Source organism: Flavobacterium sp. (assembly GCF_035456085.1).
Taxonomy (GTDB): domain Bacteria; phylum Bacteroidota; class Bacteroidia; order Flavobacteriales; family Flavobacteriaceae; genus Flavobacterium.
Map to the genome: position 1 here is coordinate 1 of NZ_DATIDY010000198.1, position 18,982 is coordinate 18,982.

Genomic DNA, 18,982 nt, shown 5'->3' on the forward strand with positions numbered 1-18,982 from the left:
GCTTCAACCCAAAAAGAAGTGTAATATTTGGAACGGTTTGGGTTGGCAAAGAAGATAAACAACATCAGGGTAACTACCATAATAAGGTTTATGACCGCATCATGATAATTAAAAGTCGAAATAAAGACTTCAAGAAACCAAAACGGAATCAGCAATAAAAATCCTAAAAGCTTAGTCTTTTTTACTCCTATCATTTGCGGAACTGTCTTTAAATGCGGATCATCATTGGCTAAATCAAGAATTTCGAAAACCAATATCAGAACAAAAACCAAAATAAACCTTTGAATACATTTTATAAAAAAATCTGAAGTAAATGGAATTTCAGCATTTATTAATGGTAAAATCATTGTTGCTCCTACCCAACAAATCGCAACAATATAAATTTTCACTCCAGCCCAGTTTCTTGCATTTCTTCTATTTGGAAAAAAAGGAAGCGTGTACAAAGCTGTTATAGCAAAAATTGCAATAGAGATTATTTGTGTAATGCGTTTCAAATGAAAAAAATAATAGCCCACCAAAACAAAAGAAATCAAACTCAATAGAGCAATAAACTTTAATTTATTCCCTTTCGAAATTTTACGTACACGAACCAAAGCATCATATTTGACGAAATTATATCCTACAATTGTTCCAAAAAAAACGAACAAAGCCATTGCCTGATCATACTGAATATGAAACACATGAAACGTAATTTGAACTAATGCAAAAGTGGACAAGGCTACATGAATACTGCTATTCAGATAAAAATTTAATATTTGTTTCAATAGTTTCATTTCTTAAATCTAATCAATTGTTAACAAATCAACTCTTTAGTTGAAAATTTCATAAAAATTGAAGTTAAAATTACCCTTTAAATTATTAATAATACTTAATTTTGCGCGACAAAAAAACAACACATACATCATAAATTGTAACAAAACTAGTATAAACTTAATTTAAATAAGAATATACTTTCTTTGTCCAAATTACATTTCTTTAAAAAAATATAGATAACTACAAATGAAAACAGATGCTTTTGCTTTAAGACACATTGGTCCAAGAGAGTCAGATCTTCAACACATGTTACAAACTATTGGAGTTGAATCGATCGAACAACTTGTTTATGAAACACTTCCGGACGATATTCGTCTAAAAGCACCTTTGAATCTTGATCCTGCAATGACGGAATACGAATTTGCCAATCATATTCAACAATTAGGAAACAAAAATAAAGTATTCAAATCATATATTGGTTTAGGATACCACCCAACTATCGTTCCTGCTCCTATTCAAAGAAATATTTTTGAAAACCCAGGATGGTACACAGCTTATACGCCTTACCAAGCCGAAATTGCTCAAGGACGTTTAGAAGCTATTTTGAATTTCCAAACAACTGTTATAGAACTAACAGGAATGGAAATTGCCAATGCTTCATTGCTTGACGAAGGAACTGCTGCTGCCGAAGCAATGTCTTTATTATTCGATGTTCGTACGCGCGACCAAAAGAAAAACAACGTAAACAAGTTCTTTGTTTCCGAAGAAATATTGCCACAAACTTTATCGATATTACAAACCCGTTCCACTCCAGTTGGAATTGAATTGGTTGTTGGAAACCATGAAACTTTTGCTTTTTCAAACGAATTCTTCGGGGCTATTCTTCAATACCCTGGAAAATACGGCCAGGTAAACGATTATGCTGCTTTTATAGCTAAAGCAAAAGAAAACGAAATTAAAGTTGCTGTTGCAGCCGATATTTTATCATTGGCAACCTTAACTTCTCCGGGAGAAATGGGAGCTGCTGTAGTAGTAGGAACCACACAACGTTTTGGAGTTCCTATGGGTTACGGAGGACCTCACGCAGCTTACTTCGCAACGAAAGAAGAATACAAACGTTCTATGCCGGGACGTATCATTGGGGTTTCAATCGATGCTAATGGAAACCGTGCTTTACGTATGGCATTAGGTACTCGTGAACAACACATCAAACGTGAAAAAGCGACTTCAAATATTTGTACCGCTCAGGTTTTATTGGCTGTTATGGCCGGTATGTATGCCGTTTATCACGGACCAAAAGGCTTAAAATATATCGCGAACAAAGTTCACGCTTCTGCCGTGACAACTGCTGAGGCATTAAATAAATTGGGTATTTACCAAACCAATACCTCTTTCTTCGATACTATTTTGGTTAAAGCCGATGCTCAAAAAGTAAAAGCGATTGCCGAAAGAAACGAAGTAAACTTCTTCTATGTTGATGCAGAAACGATTTCAATCTCATTGAACGAAACGACTTCTATAACTGACATCAACCAAATTATTGCAATTTTTGCGGAAGCTTTAGGAAAAGAGACTTTCACGGTTTCTGAACTGGCAACAGCAAGTCAATTACCTGCTTCATTAGAAAGAACTTCTGCTTTCTTGACACATGATGTTTTCAATAATCATCATTCTGAAAGTCAGTTGATGCGTTATATCAAGAAATTAGAACGTAAAGATTTATCATTGAACCATTCGATGATTTCTTTGGGTTCTTGTACTATGAAATTGAATGCAGCCTCAGAAATGTTGCCTTTATCTATGCCAAATTGGAACAGTATTCACCCATTTGCTCCAATTGAACAAGCTGAAGGTTACATCACGATGCTGAAAAAACTAGAACAACAATTAAATGTAATTACCGGATTTGCAGGAACAACTTTGCAACCTAACTCAGGTGCTCAAGGAGAATATGCTGGTTTAATGGCTATCCGTGCTTATCATATTTCTCGCGGTGAAGGGTATCGTAACGTATGTTTGATTCCGGCTTCTGCTCACGGAACCAACCCGGCTTCTGCGGCTATGGCGGGAATGAAAATCATTGTAACCAAAACCACTCCGGAAGGAAATATTGATGTAGAAGATTTAAGAGAAAAAGCTCTTGAACACAAAGACGACTTGTCTTGTTTGATGGTAACCTATCCTTCTACTCATGGAGTTTATGAGTCTTCAATCATCGAAATCACTAAATTAATCCACGAAAACGGCGGATTAGTTTATATGGATGGTGCCAATATGAATGCTCAGGTAGGTCTAACAAACCCTGCTACAATTGGAGCTGACGTTTGCCACCTGAACCTTCACAAAACTTTCGCTATTCCTCACGGAGGTGGTGGACCTGGTGTTGGGCCAATTTGTGTGAACGAAAAATTAGTTCCTTTCTTGCCAACCAACCCAATCCTAAATGTAGGAGGAGAACAAGCCATTACAGCAATTTCATCAGCGCCTTACGGATCAGCTTTAGTATGTTTGATTTCTTACGGATACATCACAATGATGGGTGCCGATGGATTGAAAAGCGCTACCGAGCATGCTATCTTGAATGCCAACTATATGAAAGCACGTTTCGAAGGTCACTATCCAATTCTTTACACTGGAGAATGCGGAAGAGCTGCTCACGAAATGATTTTGGATTGTCGTGCCTTTAAAGAAAACGGAATCGAAGTTGGCGATATCGCTAAACGTTTGATGGATTACGGTTTCCATGCGCCGACAGTTTCTTTCCCTGTAGCAGGAACCTTAATGATTGAGCCAACAGAATCTGAAGATTTGGCTGAAATAGACCGTTTTTGTGATGCACTTATCGCGATTAGAAAAGAAATCGAAACATCCTCTGCAGATGACAAAAATAACGTATTGAAAAATGCGCCACACACATTAGCAATGTTGACTGCAGATTCTTGGGATTTCCCATATACTAGAGAAACTGCAGCTTACCCATTAGAATATATTGCAGATAATAAATTCTGGCCGTCTGTTCGTCGTATTGATGATGCTTATGGAGACAGAAATTTAGTTTGTAGCTGTGCGCCTATTGAGGCCTACATGGAAAACTAGAAAAATTTAATTACGACAAAAGCCTCGAAATATCGAGGCTTTTGTTATTTTATGAGGTATAAATTTTGTTGTATTTAATAAAGCAAAATACAATTCTCAAATGCCATTTAAAATCAATCTAGTCCTTCTAGAAATCCTGTATGAGCACTTTTGATATTAAAATTTGAATCATAAAGCAAAGGCCAATCGTTTCCTACGTGATTTAAATCTGTACTATAAGGAATCCAAGATTCATTATCCTTCATTCCCCAAATTGTTATAGAATATTTGTTTACTGCAGGAAGCGCATTATATATTTTTACGATCTCTTTATACTTTTCTTTTTGAATCAATTTTCTTTCATTGGTAAAAGTACTAATATCATTTGCTGGATTCACTTGTATATCTAATTCGGAAATATGAATTTTTAAACCTTTACCGACAGCTCTATTTAGGTCTGTTTCTATTTGAGCCTTTGTTGGACTTAAATAAGTGTTATGCATTTGATAACCTACTCCATCAATAAGATTGTTTGCCTTTAAATCATCAATAATTGAAAACATTTTATCCTGTTTAGGAATATTTGTCGAAGTAGCATAATCATTATAAAACAATAGTAAATTTTTATCACCAGCCGCATTTGCTGCATCTCTTGCCCATTTAAAGCAATCTTTTACATAATTTGGCCCCATTCTTTTAAGGAAAATGGTATTTCTCATTCCACCATTATTATCATCCAATGCTTCATTTACAACATCCCAGGATTTCACTTTTCCTGCATAATGAGTTACGACATCGGTAATATATTTTTTTACTTCGGCGGCAAATTCTTCATCAGAACCAGAAAAATTAGCCAGCCACGTTGGTACCGTAACGTGCCACACTAAGGCATGACCATGTACATTAATGCCATTAGTATTTCCGTAAGCAACAATTTTATCTGCTGCAGTCCAATTGTAAACGCCACTTGATACTGAAATTGGATTCATTTTCATTTCATACTCAGCAGAAATACTACTAAATTCATTTTTTAGTATCACATCATATTTACTTCCGCTTATTAGTTGATCCGACTTAACAGCCATCCCTACAAAAAACGGATTTTGTAATTTATTTGCCTTAACTTTCAGAAAAGTTGGATCCTCAGGAATGTTACTCGTACCAGTAGTTATGATGCTGATTATATTAGAATAACCGGAAATCTCAGAGTCTTTTTTTGCTCTCACTCTGTAAAAATACTGGGTCGCACCATTTAAACCCGCTACAACTTCGCTCAAATCAGATACTGGTTTTGAATTGTAGTTTGGTAATAAAGTTTTAAAATCTGCAGTTGTAGAAATATCCAAAAGATAAGTTTGTGCATTGGAAACGTAATTCCATTTGGCTTTAAAACCGGTGTCATTAATATCTGTGGCAGAATTTGCGACAGGAACATCTAAAGTGTTGGCAACTGTTTCATCTTCCTTTGAACAAGAATTCAAAAAAAAGAAAAAGCTAGTTAAAACTATTAAAAATTTATATTTCATTTTATATCTATTTTAGAACATATTAACTGTAAAACATTTTTTATCATTATTAGATAATTCAATAAAAGGCTGCATTTGATTGCAACCTTTTATCAATTATAAACTAACTAAACAATGAATTATTTGTAACGAATTTTAATATTATCGTATTTAATTGTGGAAGGATTTGGTGTATCCCACTGATCAATTCCTATCTTAATTTCATTTATTTTGGAAACATCTAAGGCAGCTGCCGTATTATCTCCAAAACCATAATTATCTTTGAAATCTGCAAGTAAAAAAGTTTTGGTAGTCCAATTTAGGTCTGTTATTTTGAAAGCAACACCATAATTTATGCCTTCAATAGTATTCAATTGAATTGTAAACTTAGCCCCTACAACACTTCCGCTTACATCTATATCAATATAAGCTCTTGTGGCGTCTTTATTTGTTGCACCTAAGAAACTGTCGCCTCCTCCTGCACTACTTCCGTTATATCCGTTTGCAGTTGAGCCAGACCAGGTAAATGAAGCATAATTCCCTGCTGGTCCGCCAGCGGTACTTGGATTAAAATCAGCAACATCTCCGTAAGAAAACCAATTTGTTCTTACACCGCCACCATCAAAATCACAAACATTAACCACTTTTTCAAAATCTATTACTCTTTTTACTACTCCACCTGGTGTAGTAATAGCTAATTCAGATCCTGAAACTGCATTTATTGGCAAACCAATAATGATTGAAGATGCAGATTTTAAAGTATAACTCACGCCTTTTCCTCCTAAGGTTACAGAAGAAACATTATAAAACCAAGTTCCTTCGATTTCCAACGGGAATCCTGGAGTTGCTACAGCTGGAACTGTTCTTAAAATAGTCGGAGTAGGTTGTAAAATCTCTAAATCTTTAGTAATTGAACCATTTGCAGTTTCAAATGTAATGGGTTGTACTCCAAATCTACTGCCTAATTTTTCATCAAAAGGGATAGTGAAAATAAATGCTTTATCTGAATTATAGTTAGGATTAAAACTGATGTCAATTTTATTATCAAGCGTAATTTTTTTTAATCCGGACAATCCTTCCCCTTCTACTCTAATTTTACTAAGGGGAAAAGTTTGGTTCAGCAAATCTCCCGGTTCAGAAACCATTGCTATTACATTTGCAGGAACTGAGTCATCATTTTCACAGGCTGTAAAAAAAGTTAAAGCTAAAAGGATGATGATTTTATATTTTATTTTATTTATCATAGGTATAATAATTAATTAAAGTTAAAAGGAACTGGAGGCTCTAACAATGATGGATTGGTATCAATAGCGGATTGCGGTATTGGCAATTCAAAATAATGAGGGCCAGGAGTAATTTTTCTAGAGATTAATTGTGTTCTAGCATCATCTGAGTAATAACCAACTTCTTGTTGTGAAATAATAGCGGTAGCTTCATTCAAACCGCGACGTTTTAAATCAAAGAAATATTGTCCTTCAAGAGCAAACTCTATTCGTCTCTCATTAAATAGTTCGTCTCTTGTCAAAACTGTTTTGGTAGGCAATCCTGCTCTTGTTCTTACTTCATTGAACGCACTTAATGCTGATCCTGATGTTGTCGAATTAGCTCCAGCCAAAATCGCTTCGGCATGCATCAATAAAATATCCGAATATCTTAATATAATCGTGTTTTGTGACGTTCTCATAAAAAACACATCGTTTCTTTCTGCAGCAGAACCTACAATGTATTTTCTAAAATTAGCTGCCGTAGAAGACAATATTTTTTTATAGGTAAATCCGCCTTCGGTTTTTAATAATTCAGGATAAAAATCACCATCGGTCATGATAGTACTCTTTTTTCTGGCATCTTTAGGTTCAAAACCATTTTGCAATGAAATAGAAGGCAAGTAAACGCCCCATCCGTCTCCTCCGCCTGTAATTCCTGTACCTCCAGGAACTATGTATGCTTGGTTTGTGTTTTGAGTTCCCCATTGAGTCGAAATTGCTTTCCATTGCAAAGCAAACATGCTCTCTGAACTATTGTTGTTTTCCGGACTATTAAAAAGGTTTCCATAATCTTGAATCAAAGAATATTGCTTGCCCATAATTTCCTGAGTCAAAGCAGCACATTTATCATATTCGTTTAATGTCAAATATACTTTGGCAAGTACGCCTTTAGCTACAGTTTGGTTTATATATCCTTTTTTTACTGAAATTGCAGGCAAATTTTCTACAGCGTATTCTAAATCTAATTTTATAAATTTATAAACATCTTCGACAACATTTCTTTTAGGTTGTGCAGCAGATCCAGCTTTTGAAATAATAGGCACAGCTCCAAATGTTCTTACCAAATAGAAGTATGCATTTGCTCGCATAAATCTTGAAACGGCTATTGCATTTTTATAAGATGCTTCTGGTAATTCATTCTTTCTTTCTTCAACGAGACTCATCAAATTATTTGCCTGATCGACAACCGAAAATAATGAAACATATCCTTCTGTTAAGATTGGATTTTGTGAAGTTACCTGAGCTTCTACAAATTGTGAATATGCGCCATCAAATGAAAATGCATTTCCGGCATACATATCTCCAACAGCAATTAGGAATTTATCATTAAAAGTAAACCAAGGCTTGAAATACAAACTCTCAGCTATTCCATCAAAAGCTGTAACGCCTTCTGGTAAGTCGCTTGGTGTTAATTGATTCTCAGATGGTGCATCTAAAAATTCATTTGAACAAGAAAACAAAGACAGTAATGGTATTAGCATTCCTATCATAAAAAATTTAAAAAGTTTTTTCATACTATTATTTTTAACGACTAATCATTAATTAAATGTTTTTAATAAATTTTTAGAATTGTAAATCAACTCCCAAAGAAGTAGTTCTTGGCACAGGATATCTTCCCAAATCAATTCCACTCAATGTAATGTTTTGATCCAAATTTCCTAATGCCGGGTCAAATCCTGAATATTTGGTAAACGTGTATAAGTTTTGCACGTTTAGATATATTCTTGCTTTAGATAAAATAGAATTTTTAAAAACATTACTAGCTAAATCATATCCTAAAGAAATATTTTGAATTCTTAAATAGGAACCATCTTCTACAAATCTGCTTGAAATTCTACCATTACCATTTGGATCGTTAAGGGTGATTCTAGGAACATCTGTATTTTCATTAACTCCCGCTTCAAAAGCGTTTAAAACCTGAGTGCTAACGTTTCCATATCGGTCTCCAAATCCTGGGTAAATTCCATCTGTATAATGACGGGTAAAGTTGTAGATTTCGTTACCTTGACTTCCTGTTAAAACAACTGATAAATTGAAGTTTTTGTATTTGAAATCATTTGTAAAAGTGTAGGTAAAATCAGGTATTGCACTTCCTAAATTGGTTTGATCTTTAGCATCAATTTTTCCATCGTTATTAAGATCCTTAAAACGAACATCACCAATGCCTGTTCCTGCTTCTTGTACGGGACCTTCTGCTAATTGTGTTGCGTTTTTAAATAATCCATCGGCAACATAACCATAAAATTGTCCTACTGGTTCTCCTTCTGTAGTTCGCGTTACAGTGTACAAATCAAATTGTACTTTGCCTAATAAAGATTTTCCAGCACCTTGAAAACTTGTTAATTCATTATCGTATTTTGATAAAATAATTGTACTGTCCCATGAGAAATTTTCGGTAGCAATGTTTTTTGTATTCAAGGTTAATTCAACTCCTTTAGTCTCAATTTCTCCTGTATTTAAATAGTAGTTAAGAGCACTTTGATTGGATTCATCATTAATTTGTTTTGTCAAGAAATCCGAAGAATTTTTAATATAATAATCAAATGCCACTCTAACTCTACGGTTAAGTAAATCCATATCAAATCCAGCATTGAATGATTTTAATGATTCCCATTTGATGTCTGGGTTACCTAAATTATCAATTGTTGGAGATACACCTCCAAACGGAGAAGATAACAAGGTCAGAATAGTTTCATATCTATTAGGTGGAATATTTTGATTTCCCACTTCACCATAACCAACTCTAACTTTAAAATAATTTACAGCTTTTGATATTGGCTCAAAGAACTTTTCATTACTTACAGTCCAACCACCGGAGAATGATGGGAAATAACCCCATTTGTTATTAGGTCCAAAGTTTGATGAAGCATCTGCTCTCAAAGAAGCTGAAAAAGAATATTTATCAGAAAAGTTATAATTTAGTCTAGAAATATAAGATGTCATGGACCATCTGCCAGAACCGTTTCCGTTTACTGCTGTATCAATATCACCTATGTCCAAATTGGTGAAATTTCTATTTAAGAAATCTCCAGATCTATAACCACTCAAATACTCGTATTGACTTTCTTGTGCTTCCTGACCTAATAAGAATGTGAAATTGTGATTCTCATTGAAAGTTTTATTATAAGTCAAATAATTTTTAATACTCCAATAAAAACTTTGATCTTGTTGTTTGAAAGATTTGTTCAAAAGTTCACTTACATTCCCTAGCGTATATGCAGGCGCAAAAGCACTACTTTTTGCAAAATTCAAATCATATCCTAATTCAGACCTGAAGACCAATCCTTTCAATAAATTAAAATCGGCGAATAAATTACCATTGATTTTATATCGGTCTGTAGTTGCATTATTATATTCAGATAAAGCAATAGGATTGGTGGCTTCATTTGCCGAAGAACCTAAACCATTTGAAGGACCGGCAAAAGATCCATCAGCATATCTAACTGGTAATTCCGGAGATTGTCTTAGTGCATTCATAACCAAACCACCTCTGTCATCATTTCTAACTACTGTTTGAGATGACTTAGTTATTGCAACATTATTTCCAATTTTTAGCCAGGACTTAACATTAGTATCTACATTTAATCGCATAGACAATCTGTTAAAATCTGAATTTAAAACAATTCCTTCCTGATCAAAATAATTTAAAGAAGTGTAATATCTTGTTCCTTCTTTTTCACCTGAGAAAGATAATTGGTGATTGTATATTATAGCTGATCTAAAAAGTTCATCTTGCCAGTTTGTCCCTTCGCCTAATAAATCTGGTTTTTGAAATTGAAACGGAATTGGCTCACCACTTATTTTTGCAATTTTTGTTTGGTACTTTGCATATTGTGGCAAGTTTAAAACATCGACAGAATTGGTTACTTCTTGTGTACCCAAATACGTTTCATAACTAATAGTTGATTTTCCTTTTTTCCCTTTTTTGGTAGTAATCAAAACAACACCATTGGCTCCGTTGGCTCCGTAAATTGCTGTTGCAGATGCATCTTTTAAGATATCAATAGATTCTATATCTGCGATATTCATACTAGATAAAGCCGAATTCTTGATTTGTCCATTTCCTCCTCCTAGTGCGCTAAATGAAAACGAATCATTGTTTTTATCTGCAAAAATTGGAGTTCCATCAATAACGTATAATGGTTCATTTCCATTAATAGACGTAATTCCTCTGATTTGCACGGTGATTCCTCCTCCGGGCGTACCTGAATTTTGAACAACATTTACACCCGCCGCCTTACCAACAAGTGCTTGATCGATAGAAGTAAATGGCTTGTCTTGAATTTCAGAAGATCTAACGGAAGAAATTGCACCATTTAAATCTTTTCTTTTTGAAGTACCATATCCGATAACCACTACTTCATTTAATTTTTCCAGTTCATTAACCATAGTCACATTCATTACAGATGCTGTATTTGCATCAAGATATAATGTTTTGTAGCCTTGGTATTTAAAAATCAATCTTGACTTTGGAGCCACATTATTAATCACGAAAGTACCATCAAAATCGCTAATTGTTGTTTTTTGGGTTCCTTCAATCGTTATATTCACGCCTGGTAAAACAGCTCCACCAGAGGTCACTTTACCTTTAACAGTCTGAGCAAAGAAAAAATTTCCCCACAATAGTACTGTTAGAAATAATAGTTTTTTTAGTAATCGTTTCTTCATAAATTTTGGTTTGTTTAGGGTTTTAGTAAATTAATTTCATGGTTGTAAAACATTAAAGTAATTGCTGTTTTCATCTGCGTAAATTTTCGATGTAACAAACAATTTGATTAATATTTCATGGCCCAAAGTAGACCCAAAGACCTAAATATTCTAAAACTATTGAAGCATTTTCTAAAATATTTGTTGCAAAAAACGCTAAAACCAAAATTGTAACCGACTGAATAATCCTTAGTTATTTAAAAAATAATTAAATTATTAATGAGAAACAGAGTGAAAAAATATTATTCTTACAAAAAAACACCTGATATATTGCCAACTGAATTTTACTAAATGTAAAAAAACTGTCCTTTTTTATTTTAGGTCAATTTTTGGCAAAAAAAAACTCCATTTTATAAAAAATGAAGTTTGTTTAGAAGTAAAATCGATTCTTTAAAAAGCCTTTTTTAGTGATCTTTTTCTTTTGATTTTTTTTCTTTTGTGGGTAAGTGACCGTATTTGATTTTATAACATTTAGTAAAATAGGATGGCGAAGTGAACCCTACTTTATAACTGATTTCATTCATATTATTATTTCCTTGTTGAATAAGCTGTTTTGCTTTTTCTAATCTTACATTTCTAATAAACTCATTTATCGATCCGCCAGTCAATACTTTTATTTTTCGATACAATTGACTTCTGCTCAATGAAACTTTGTCTGAAAGTAATTCAACACCCAATTGAGAATCACTTATGTTCTCATTAATAAAGTGCAATATTTTTTGAATGAATTCGTTGTCAAGAGTGGTTGTTTTTTCTTTACCATTCTTTGTTATTCCTGTGTAGAATTTCTTAAACATGATTTGTCTGCTAGTAATTAGCTGTGCCAAACTGGATTTTAAAATATCCAATTCAAATGGTTTGCTCAAATAAATATCAGCACCCGAATCTATTCCTTCTAATCTGTCTTTTACCATCGCTTTTGCTGATAGCATTAGCAAAGGAATATGGCTTGTTTCTATATTCGCTTTTATATTTTTGCAGAATTCCAAACCATCCATTACTGGCATTATGACATCCGTAATAATTAAATCTGGCAATTTTTGAACGGCTAATTCGTACCCTTTTTTACCATTTTTTGCTACGATAACTTTATAAATTTTACTCAGTTCGTCTTTCAAATAATTTCTTAACTCTATATTATCTTCAACAATCAAAAGCGTGTAAGCTTTTATGCTCTCTTCTTCTTCAACCTCTTCTTCCTCATCAAACATTTTACTTTCAGTTGGGGCAATAAATGCTTTGCTTTTATAATTTTCTAATTCATAGCTTTCATTAATTATTTCATCATCATTATAAAAGGAATTACCCAACGGAAATGTAACTGTAAACGTTGTCCCTTCTCCAACCTGACTTTCAACGTCTATTTTGCCTTTATGCAATTCAACAAATTCTTTTACAACTTCAAGACCAATTCCGGTACTGCCATAATAAGCTTTGTTTGAATTATTGACTTGATAAAATCTGTCAAAAATTCTTTTTAAATCTTTTTGGCTAATTCCTGCACCAGTATCTTTCACCTTAATTGAAAACGAAGAAACTTTATGACCATCAATAAACAATTGACTTTCTGCGTCTAATTTTTCAACAGAAATAGTAATTAATCCATCATCAGGAGTAAATTTAAATGCATTTGAAACAATGTTAAAGATGATTTTTTCGAGCATTTGTGGGTCTAACCAATCCTCAAGTTCATCGTGTGTCGACTCAAATCTGATGGTAATGTTTCTTGCAATTGCTTCTTCATCAAAGTAGCTTATAATTTCTTTTGCAAAAGCTATAACTTCAATTCTTTTTATTTGCAAAAAGATTCTATTAAACTGTAATTTATTAAAATCCATAAGCTCATTGATTAGTCTCGAAAGTCTAGTAGAACTTTTATGGATTGTTTTTAATTTATTATGCATTTCAGAAGATATATTTTTACTTCTGAGCATATCTTCCAAAGGGTTAATGATTAACGTTAATGGCGTTCTGAACTCGTGGGAAATATTCGTAAAAAACTGTAGCTTCTTATTGTTTAGCTTCTCAAGTTGAATCGCTTTTCCTTTCTCTAAAATTATTGCCTGTCTCGCTTTGAAACGATTTTGATAAATTTTATTTAGATATAAAACCACTAAAACAAAAATTAAAGTGTATAAAGAATAAGCCCAATAGGTTTTCCACCATGGAGGTAATATTTCTATTTTTAATTCGATAGGAATACTATTCCAGGATCCATCCGAATTTGCCGATTTTACCTTAAAAACATAATTACCAGCAGGCAAATTGGTATATGTCGCTGTTCTCTTATTCCCTACATAATTCCAATTATTTTCAAAACCATCTAGATAATAGGCATATTGATTTTTATTAGGATAATTGTAATTAATGCCAACATATTCGATCGTGAAAACGGATTGTGTATGATCCAAAATCAGTTCTTTGGTTCGGGAAATTACTTTTGTTAGCGGTGAGGATTTTTCATTTAATTCAATTGATTTATTAAATAATTTAAAATCGCTGAAATACAATTTTGGTGATTTTTCTATCTTTTTTATTTGATTGGGATTGAAATAATTAATTCCATCATAACCGCCAAAATAGAGATTTCCATTTCCGTCTTTAAAAACAGCATTATTATTAAATTCATTGGTGATAAGACCGTCATCCTTATTTAAATTGGTGCTTTTTCTGTTTTTAAAATCCAGTTTTGTAAGTCCTAATCCACCGCTAATCCAAAGACAATCATTATTATCTGAAATTATAGACCGAACAGATTTCTCTTTGAAACCAGGAAAATCATTGTAATTTGAAAATGTTTTGCTTTTTTTATTATAGCTAAACAAACCTCCTTCTGTTCCTATCCATATCCTTTTATCATTTGATTCGTAAATGGATAAAATAGTGTGTATACTTCTATGCCTGGTTCTGTTTTTGAGCATCGCATCACGCATTGAAGTCACCTTGAAATTACTATTGTTTTTTGTATCTACAGTAAACAAACCCAATATTGTTCCCACCCAAATTGTATCATCAGAATCAACAAAAACTTTACGAATAAAACCTGAGTCTAAGGCGTTGTCAACAAATCCCTTGGAGTCACAGTGAACAAACTTATTTGTCTCAGGATCATAATAATGTAATCCTTTTATAAAAGTTCCAATCCAAATTCGCCCTTTAGAATCTTCTGAAAAACTAAAAATCCGATCCGATTTTAATCCATTTGTGTTTTTGGTATTGTAGTTTACAAATTTAGTGGTTCCGTTTTTTAAAAAATATACACCTAAATTCCAGCTTCCAGCCCAGATATTTTGCTTACTATCTATAAATATGGTCTGAATATCATTGGCATCCAAATTTGAATAATAATGTTGGCTTTTTTTATTTACATGTATAAACTGCTTACTTTTAGCATCAAAAATATCTATTCCTCCTCCTTCGGTACTTATTAACAATTTACCGGTTTTGTCTTTTATCAAAGAGGTTACTGAACTTGCCTGCAAAGAATTTTCATTATTTAGGAGCGATTCAATAGCGTTAAATTTGTTATTTTTTATGTCAAATACACCAAGTCCTTTATTATAATATCCTAACCACAATCTATTTTCTTGATCTTCATATAATGACCAAACCGAATTTGATTTTAAGCCAAAATCGTCATAATTACTATGAACATAATGCTTAACCATTTCTCCGTCTTGGTTTACAATTAATAAACCATCATTCTCAGTTCCGCAGATCATATAATTTTTTCTACTCTGAATGATAGAAAGAATCTTATTTTTGGTAATACGGTAATTTTCATAGTGATAATTATCCATTTCAGGTTTGATTTTTAATAAACCCTCGGAAGTTGTTCCTACCCATATATACCCAAGTTTGTCTATAGCAAGACTTTCAATTTCATCTAAGATCGGTACTCTTTTAAATTTATCTTTATAGACTTGCTTAATAGTTCCTTTTGAATCCATCTCAACAAGTCCTTGCTCAGTTCCAAAATAAATAATTCCTTGCTTGTTTTTAACTGAACAGTTTATACGCAAATTAGCTCTGTTCAATAAATTGGGTTTTATCAGAGAGGTTTTAAAAGTCTTTAAATTCATTTTAAATATTCCAAAACCGAAAGTTCCCAATATTAAATTTCCATTATTATCCTGAGTAATGGTCTTTACAGAGATTGGACTGTCATATCCCTTTACAATAACATCTTGAATATTAATTTTAGTAAAACTATCCAGGTCTCTATTATAGAAACACAAACCTTCGTCTGTACCAACCCACAAATTATTATTTGTATCAACATAAGTCGAATAAATAACATTACTATTTACCGAACCTCTTTTTTGTGGATTATATTGGTATGCAAAATAATTTACACCATCATAACGATACAAACCAGCTCCATCGGTTCCTATCCAAATGAAGCCATTTTGATCTTGAACTATAGATGAAATCGCTCTTTGGGATGTAGTTTCTCTTATAGTTCTAAATTGATAGTTTTCAAATTTATATTGGGATACAACAGAATTAACAAAAGCAAAAAAGAATATTAGAAAATATTTAATATTACTCATTATGTTATAACAGAATTTATTTATAAAAGGTTTTGTGTTGAAATAATTTCATTTATTAAACAACAATATTAACAAAACTAAATAAAACACCTTTATTTTAAACTCAAATTCTATCATATTATCAAAAAAACTCATTATAATTAATAATTTAACAAGGGTTAATCACACTTACATTGTAAGTTTAATTTTAAATCAATAATTTATTGAGAATTTATATAGCCCACAGCAGACTTTGAAAACTTATAACAAAAACCATCAACTTTGTTATATGTAGATATTCAAGAACCAAAACATATCATTTGTTATTTTTCATTAAAAAATAAGCAATAAATTTAATAAAAAATTACTATTCCATAATTATATGCACGCATAGTACTTTTTATGACAGTTATCATAATTTTATTTATAATTTAGCCATAAATTTAACCCCTGAATTATATTTGATAATAGCGGAATAATGAAAATAAAAATAATAGGCACGGGAAGTTACATTCCAAATATAGAAGTCAAAAATACAGACTTTGGTAATCATGTCTTTCTGAATGAAGACGGTTCTCCGTTTGGTTATCCAAATGAAGTTGTAATTAAAAAATTTAAAGGCATTACAGGCATTGAAAATCGTCGTTATGCCGAAGATCAACACAACGCATCTGATTTAGCCTTTTTTGCTGCCGAGAAAGCAATACAAAATGCCAATGTAGATCGCGAATCTTTAGACTATATTATTTTCGCTCATAATTTTGGTGATGTAAAATTTGGAACTACTCAAACAGATCATCTTCCAAGTTTAGCCACTCGTGTAAAAAACAAACTAGATATAAAAAACCCTAAATGTGTAGCCTATGATATTCTTTTTGGATGTCCTGGCTGGATTGAAGGAGTTCTGCAAGCCAATGCTTTTATTAAATCTGGAATGGCAAAAAGAGTTTTGGTAATTGGTGCTGAAACTTTATCAAGAGTTGTAGATGATCATGATCGTGATTCTATGATTTATTCTGATGGAGCTGGAGCTTCTATTTTAGAACTTTCTACTGATGAAGCAGGTTTGTTATCTTATGAAAGTGCCACTTTTGCTAATGAAGAAGCCAACTTTTTGTTCTTTGGAAAATCATACAATCCTGATTTAGATCCAGACACTAAATATATCAAAATGTATGGCCGAAAAATATATGAGTTTGCATTAAGCCAAGTTCCTGCAGCAATGAAAAGCTGCTTAGACAAAAGCGGAATTGCAATTGATGAAGTCAAAAAAATATTGATTCATCAGGCAAACGAAAAAATGGACGAAGCTATAATTGCTCGTTTTTATAAATTATACGATAAAGTTCCACCACAAGATATTATGCCAATGAGTATTCATGATCTAGGGAATAGCAGTGTTGCAACTGTACCAACTCTTTATGATCTGATACTACAAGGAAAAATAGAAAATCACGAAATAAACAAAGGTGATGTTGTCATCTTTGCTTCAGTTGGTGCAGGTATGAATGTTAATGCATTCGTATATCGTCATTAAGATTTTACCTGTACGTTTATATTGCAAGTCCACATCACTTTTATTAGTGATGTGGACTTTTTTTATAGGAGTTTCTTAAATTTAAAACTTTGTATATTTCAAATCATTTAATTTCCAAATTACCTAATTATCTATTCTCCCAATTATCTCTATATTTGCAACTCTAAAGCAACTGCGGTAGTCAAAAATTAAAAACATGTACGAAAAAACGTTTCCAAATAAAAGATTCAAACTTACCTTAGAATTTTTACAAAAACACATCAAAACATCTGAAACAATCCTAGATTTAGGTGTTGAAAATCCATTTTCAAAAATCATGAAAGAAGCCGGTTTTTCAGTAAAAAATACCACTGGCGAAGATTTAGATTTAAACCAAGATGTTTTAAAAACTGAAAAGACAGATGTCGTTACTGCTTTTGAAATTTTCGAACATTTATTAAATCCATTTACAATTTTAAACGAAATAAAATCAGAAAAACTGCTGATTTCTATTCCGATGCGTTTATGGTTTTCACCAGCATATAGAAGCAAAACAGATATGTGGGACAGACATTACCACGAATTTGAAGACTGGCAATTAGATTGGCTTTTAGAAAAAACTGGTTGGAAAATTATCGACAGACAAAAATGGACAAATCCTGTAAAGAAATTTGGTTTAAGACCATTTTTACGCAGTTTTACCAATAGATATTATATTGTTTACGCTGAAAAAGTGGCTAATAAATAGTAATTAGTCCCATGAGATATTATATAATTATTCCGGCCTACAATGAAGAAGCCTTTATGGCGGTAACTTTACAATCTTTGGTAGAGCAAACCATTTTGCCTTCAAAAATTATTGTAGTTAATGATAATTCGACAGATAGAACCCCTGAAATCATTTCGGAATTCAGCCAAAAATATCCGTTTATTTCTTTAGTCAATAAAGTTTCAAATGCTATTCATTTGCCAGGAAGTAAAGTGATTCAAGCTTTTCACGAAGGTGAAAAACATATTGATGACGACTATGATATTTTGGTAAAAATTGATGCCGATTTGATTTTTCCTCCCAATTATTTTGAAACTGTAATCAAACATTTTGAATCAGATGACAGAATTGGAATGGCTGGTGGATTCTGCTATATTGAAAAAAACGGTGAATGGATTTTAGAAAATCTTACCGACAAAGACCATATTCGTGGTGCTTTGAAGGCATACCGAAAAGAAACCTTCAAACAAATTGGTGGATTAAAACCAGCTATGGGTTGGGACACCGTTGATGAATTGCTTTGCAAATTCTACAATTGGAAAGTGGTCACTAATGAAAGTTTGCATGTAAAACATCTTAAACCAACCGGTGCAAACTATAACAAAGCAGCGCGTTATAAACAAGGTGAAGCTTTTTACACCTTAGGTTACGGTTTTATAATTACATCAATTGCTTCATTAAAATTAGCTTTAAGAAAAGGAAAACCGTTATTATTTCTCGATTATATTAAAGGCTACTGGAAAGCAAAACGAGAAAATAAAACAATGTTAGTTACACCAGAACAAGCAAAATTCATTCGCAATTATCGTTTGCAAAAAATGAAAGAAAAACTTTTTTAAGCCAATCAGGCACTTACTTTT

At 32.5% G+C, this 18,982-nt stretch carries 10 protein-coding genes; 4 read left to right on the top strand and 6 right to left on the bottom strand.

Going from position 1 to position 18,982, the window contains the following annotated elements; all coding sequences use genetic code 11:
• Positions 1–773 (bottom strand): UbiA prenyltransferase family protein (locus tag VLC96_RS14930; RefSeq protein ID WP_325264169.1); only part of this gene is annotated, 773 nt, incomplete at its 3' end.
• Positions 774–999: 226 nt separating this feature from the next.
• On the opposite strand from VLC96_RS14930, the gene gcvP reads away from it, so the two are divergent.
• Complete coding sequence (gene gcvP, locus VLC96_RS14935) at positions 1,000–3,849, top strand: aminomethyl-transferring glycine dehydrogenase (protein WP_325264172.1); 2,850 nt, start codon at positions 1,000–1,002, stop codon at positions 3,847–3,849.
• Between the two features lie 113 nt (positions 3,850–3,962).
• On the opposite strand, the gene VLC96_RS14940 is transcribed toward gcvP, so the two are convergent.
• From VLC96_RS14940 to VLC96_RS14960, 5 genes are all read right to left on the bottom strand, one after another.
• A complete protein-coding gene (locus tag VLC96_RS14940) occupies positions 3,963–5,354 on the bottom strand; it encodes an endo-1,4-beta-xylanase (protein WP_325264174.1) in 1,392 nt (463 codons plus the stop codon).
• 119 nt (positions 5,355–5,473) lie between these two features.
• Entirely contained in the window at positions 5,474–6,577 is a 1,104-nt protein-coding gene (locus tag VLC96_RS14945) for a hypothetical protein (protein ID WP_325264176.1), read from the bottom strand.
• 11 nt (positions 6,578–6,588) lie between these two features.
• Positions 6,589–8,112, bottom strand: coding sequence for a RagB/SusD family nutrient uptake outer membrane protein (locus VLC96_RS14950; protein ID WP_325264177.1), 1,524 nt, complete (start codon positions 8,110–8,112; stop codon positions 6,589–6,591).
• Between the two features lie 49 nt (positions 8,113–8,161).
• Entirely contained in the window at positions 8,162–11,266 is a 3,105-nt protein-coding gene (locus VLC96_RS14955; RefSeq protein ID WP_325264179.1) for a SusC/RagA family TonB-linked outer membrane protein, read from the bottom strand.
• A 443-nt stretch (positions 11,267–11,709) separates the two neighbouring features.
• Complete coding sequence (locus VLC96_RS14960) at positions 11,710–15,858, bottom strand: hybrid sensor histidine kinase/response regulator (RefSeq protein WP_325264181.1); 4,149 nt, start codon at positions 15,856–15,858, stop codon at positions 11,710–11,712.
• A 457-nt stretch (positions 15,859–16,315) separates the two neighbouring features.
• Here VLC96_RS14960 and VLC96_RS14965 point away from each other — a divergent pair, with 457 nt between their 5' ends.
• The 3 genes from VLC96_RS14965 (at position 16,316) to VLC96_RS14975 (ending at position 18,961) form a co-directional block, all read left to right on the top strand.
• Entirely contained in the window at positions 16,316–17,374 is a 1,059-nt protein-coding gene (locus VLC96_RS14965; RefSeq protein WP_325264183.1) for a 3-oxoacyl-ACP synthase III family protein, read from the top strand.
• Between the two features lie 196 nt (positions 17,375–17,570).
• Positions 17,571–18,101 carry a class I SAM-dependent methyltransferase gene (locus VLC96_RS14970; protein WP_325264186.1) on the top strand — a complete coding sequence of 177 codons (531 nt, stop codon included), beginning with the start codon at positions 17,571–17,573 and terminating at the stop codon, positions 18,099–18,101.
• A gap of 11 nt (positions 18,102–18,112) precedes the next feature.
• Entirely contained in the window at positions 18,113–18,961 is an 849-nt protein-coding gene (locus VLC96_RS14975) for a glycosyltransferase family 2 protein (protein WP_325264187.1), read from the top strand.
• Positions 18,962–18,982: the final 21 nt, after the last annotated feature.

Bases quoted from the DNA above. Each gene is read 5' to 3' on its own strand.
- VLC96_RS14945 (WP_325264176.1), bottom strand. From the start codon at position 6,577: ATGATAAATAAAATAAAATATAAAATCATCATCCTTTTAGCTTTAACT.
- VLC96_RS14975 (WP_325264187.1), top strand. From the start codon at position 18,113: ATGAGATATTATATAATTATTCCGGCCTACAATGAAGAAGCCTTTATG.
- gcvP (WP_325264172.1), top strand. From the start codon at position 1,000: ATGAAAACAGATGCTTTTGCTTTAAGACACATTGGTCCAAGAGAGTCA.
- VLC96_RS14970 (WP_325264186.1), top strand. From the start codon at position 17,571: ATGTACGAAAAAACGTTTCCAAATAAAAGATTCAAACTTACCTTAGAA.
- VLC96_RS14950 (WP_325264177.1), bottom strand. From the start codon at position 8,112: ATGAAAAAACTTTTTAAATTTTTTATGATAGGAATGCTAATACCATTA.
- VLC96_RS14960 (WP_325264181.1), bottom strand. From the start codon at position 15,858: ATGAGTAATATTAAATATTTTCTAATATTCTTTTTTGCTTTTGTTAAT.
- VLC96_RS14965 (WP_325264183.1), top strand. From the start codon at position 16,316: ATGAAAATAAAAATAATAGGCACGGGAAGTTACATTCCAAATATAGAA.
- VLC96_RS14940 (WP_325264174.1), bottom strand. From the start codon at position 5,354: ATGAAATATAAATTTTTAATAGTTTTAACTAGCTTTTTCTTTTTTTTG.
- VLC96_RS14955 (WP_325264179.1), bottom strand. From the start codon at position 11,266: ATGAAGAAACGATTACTAAAAAAACTATTATTTCTAACAGTACTATTG.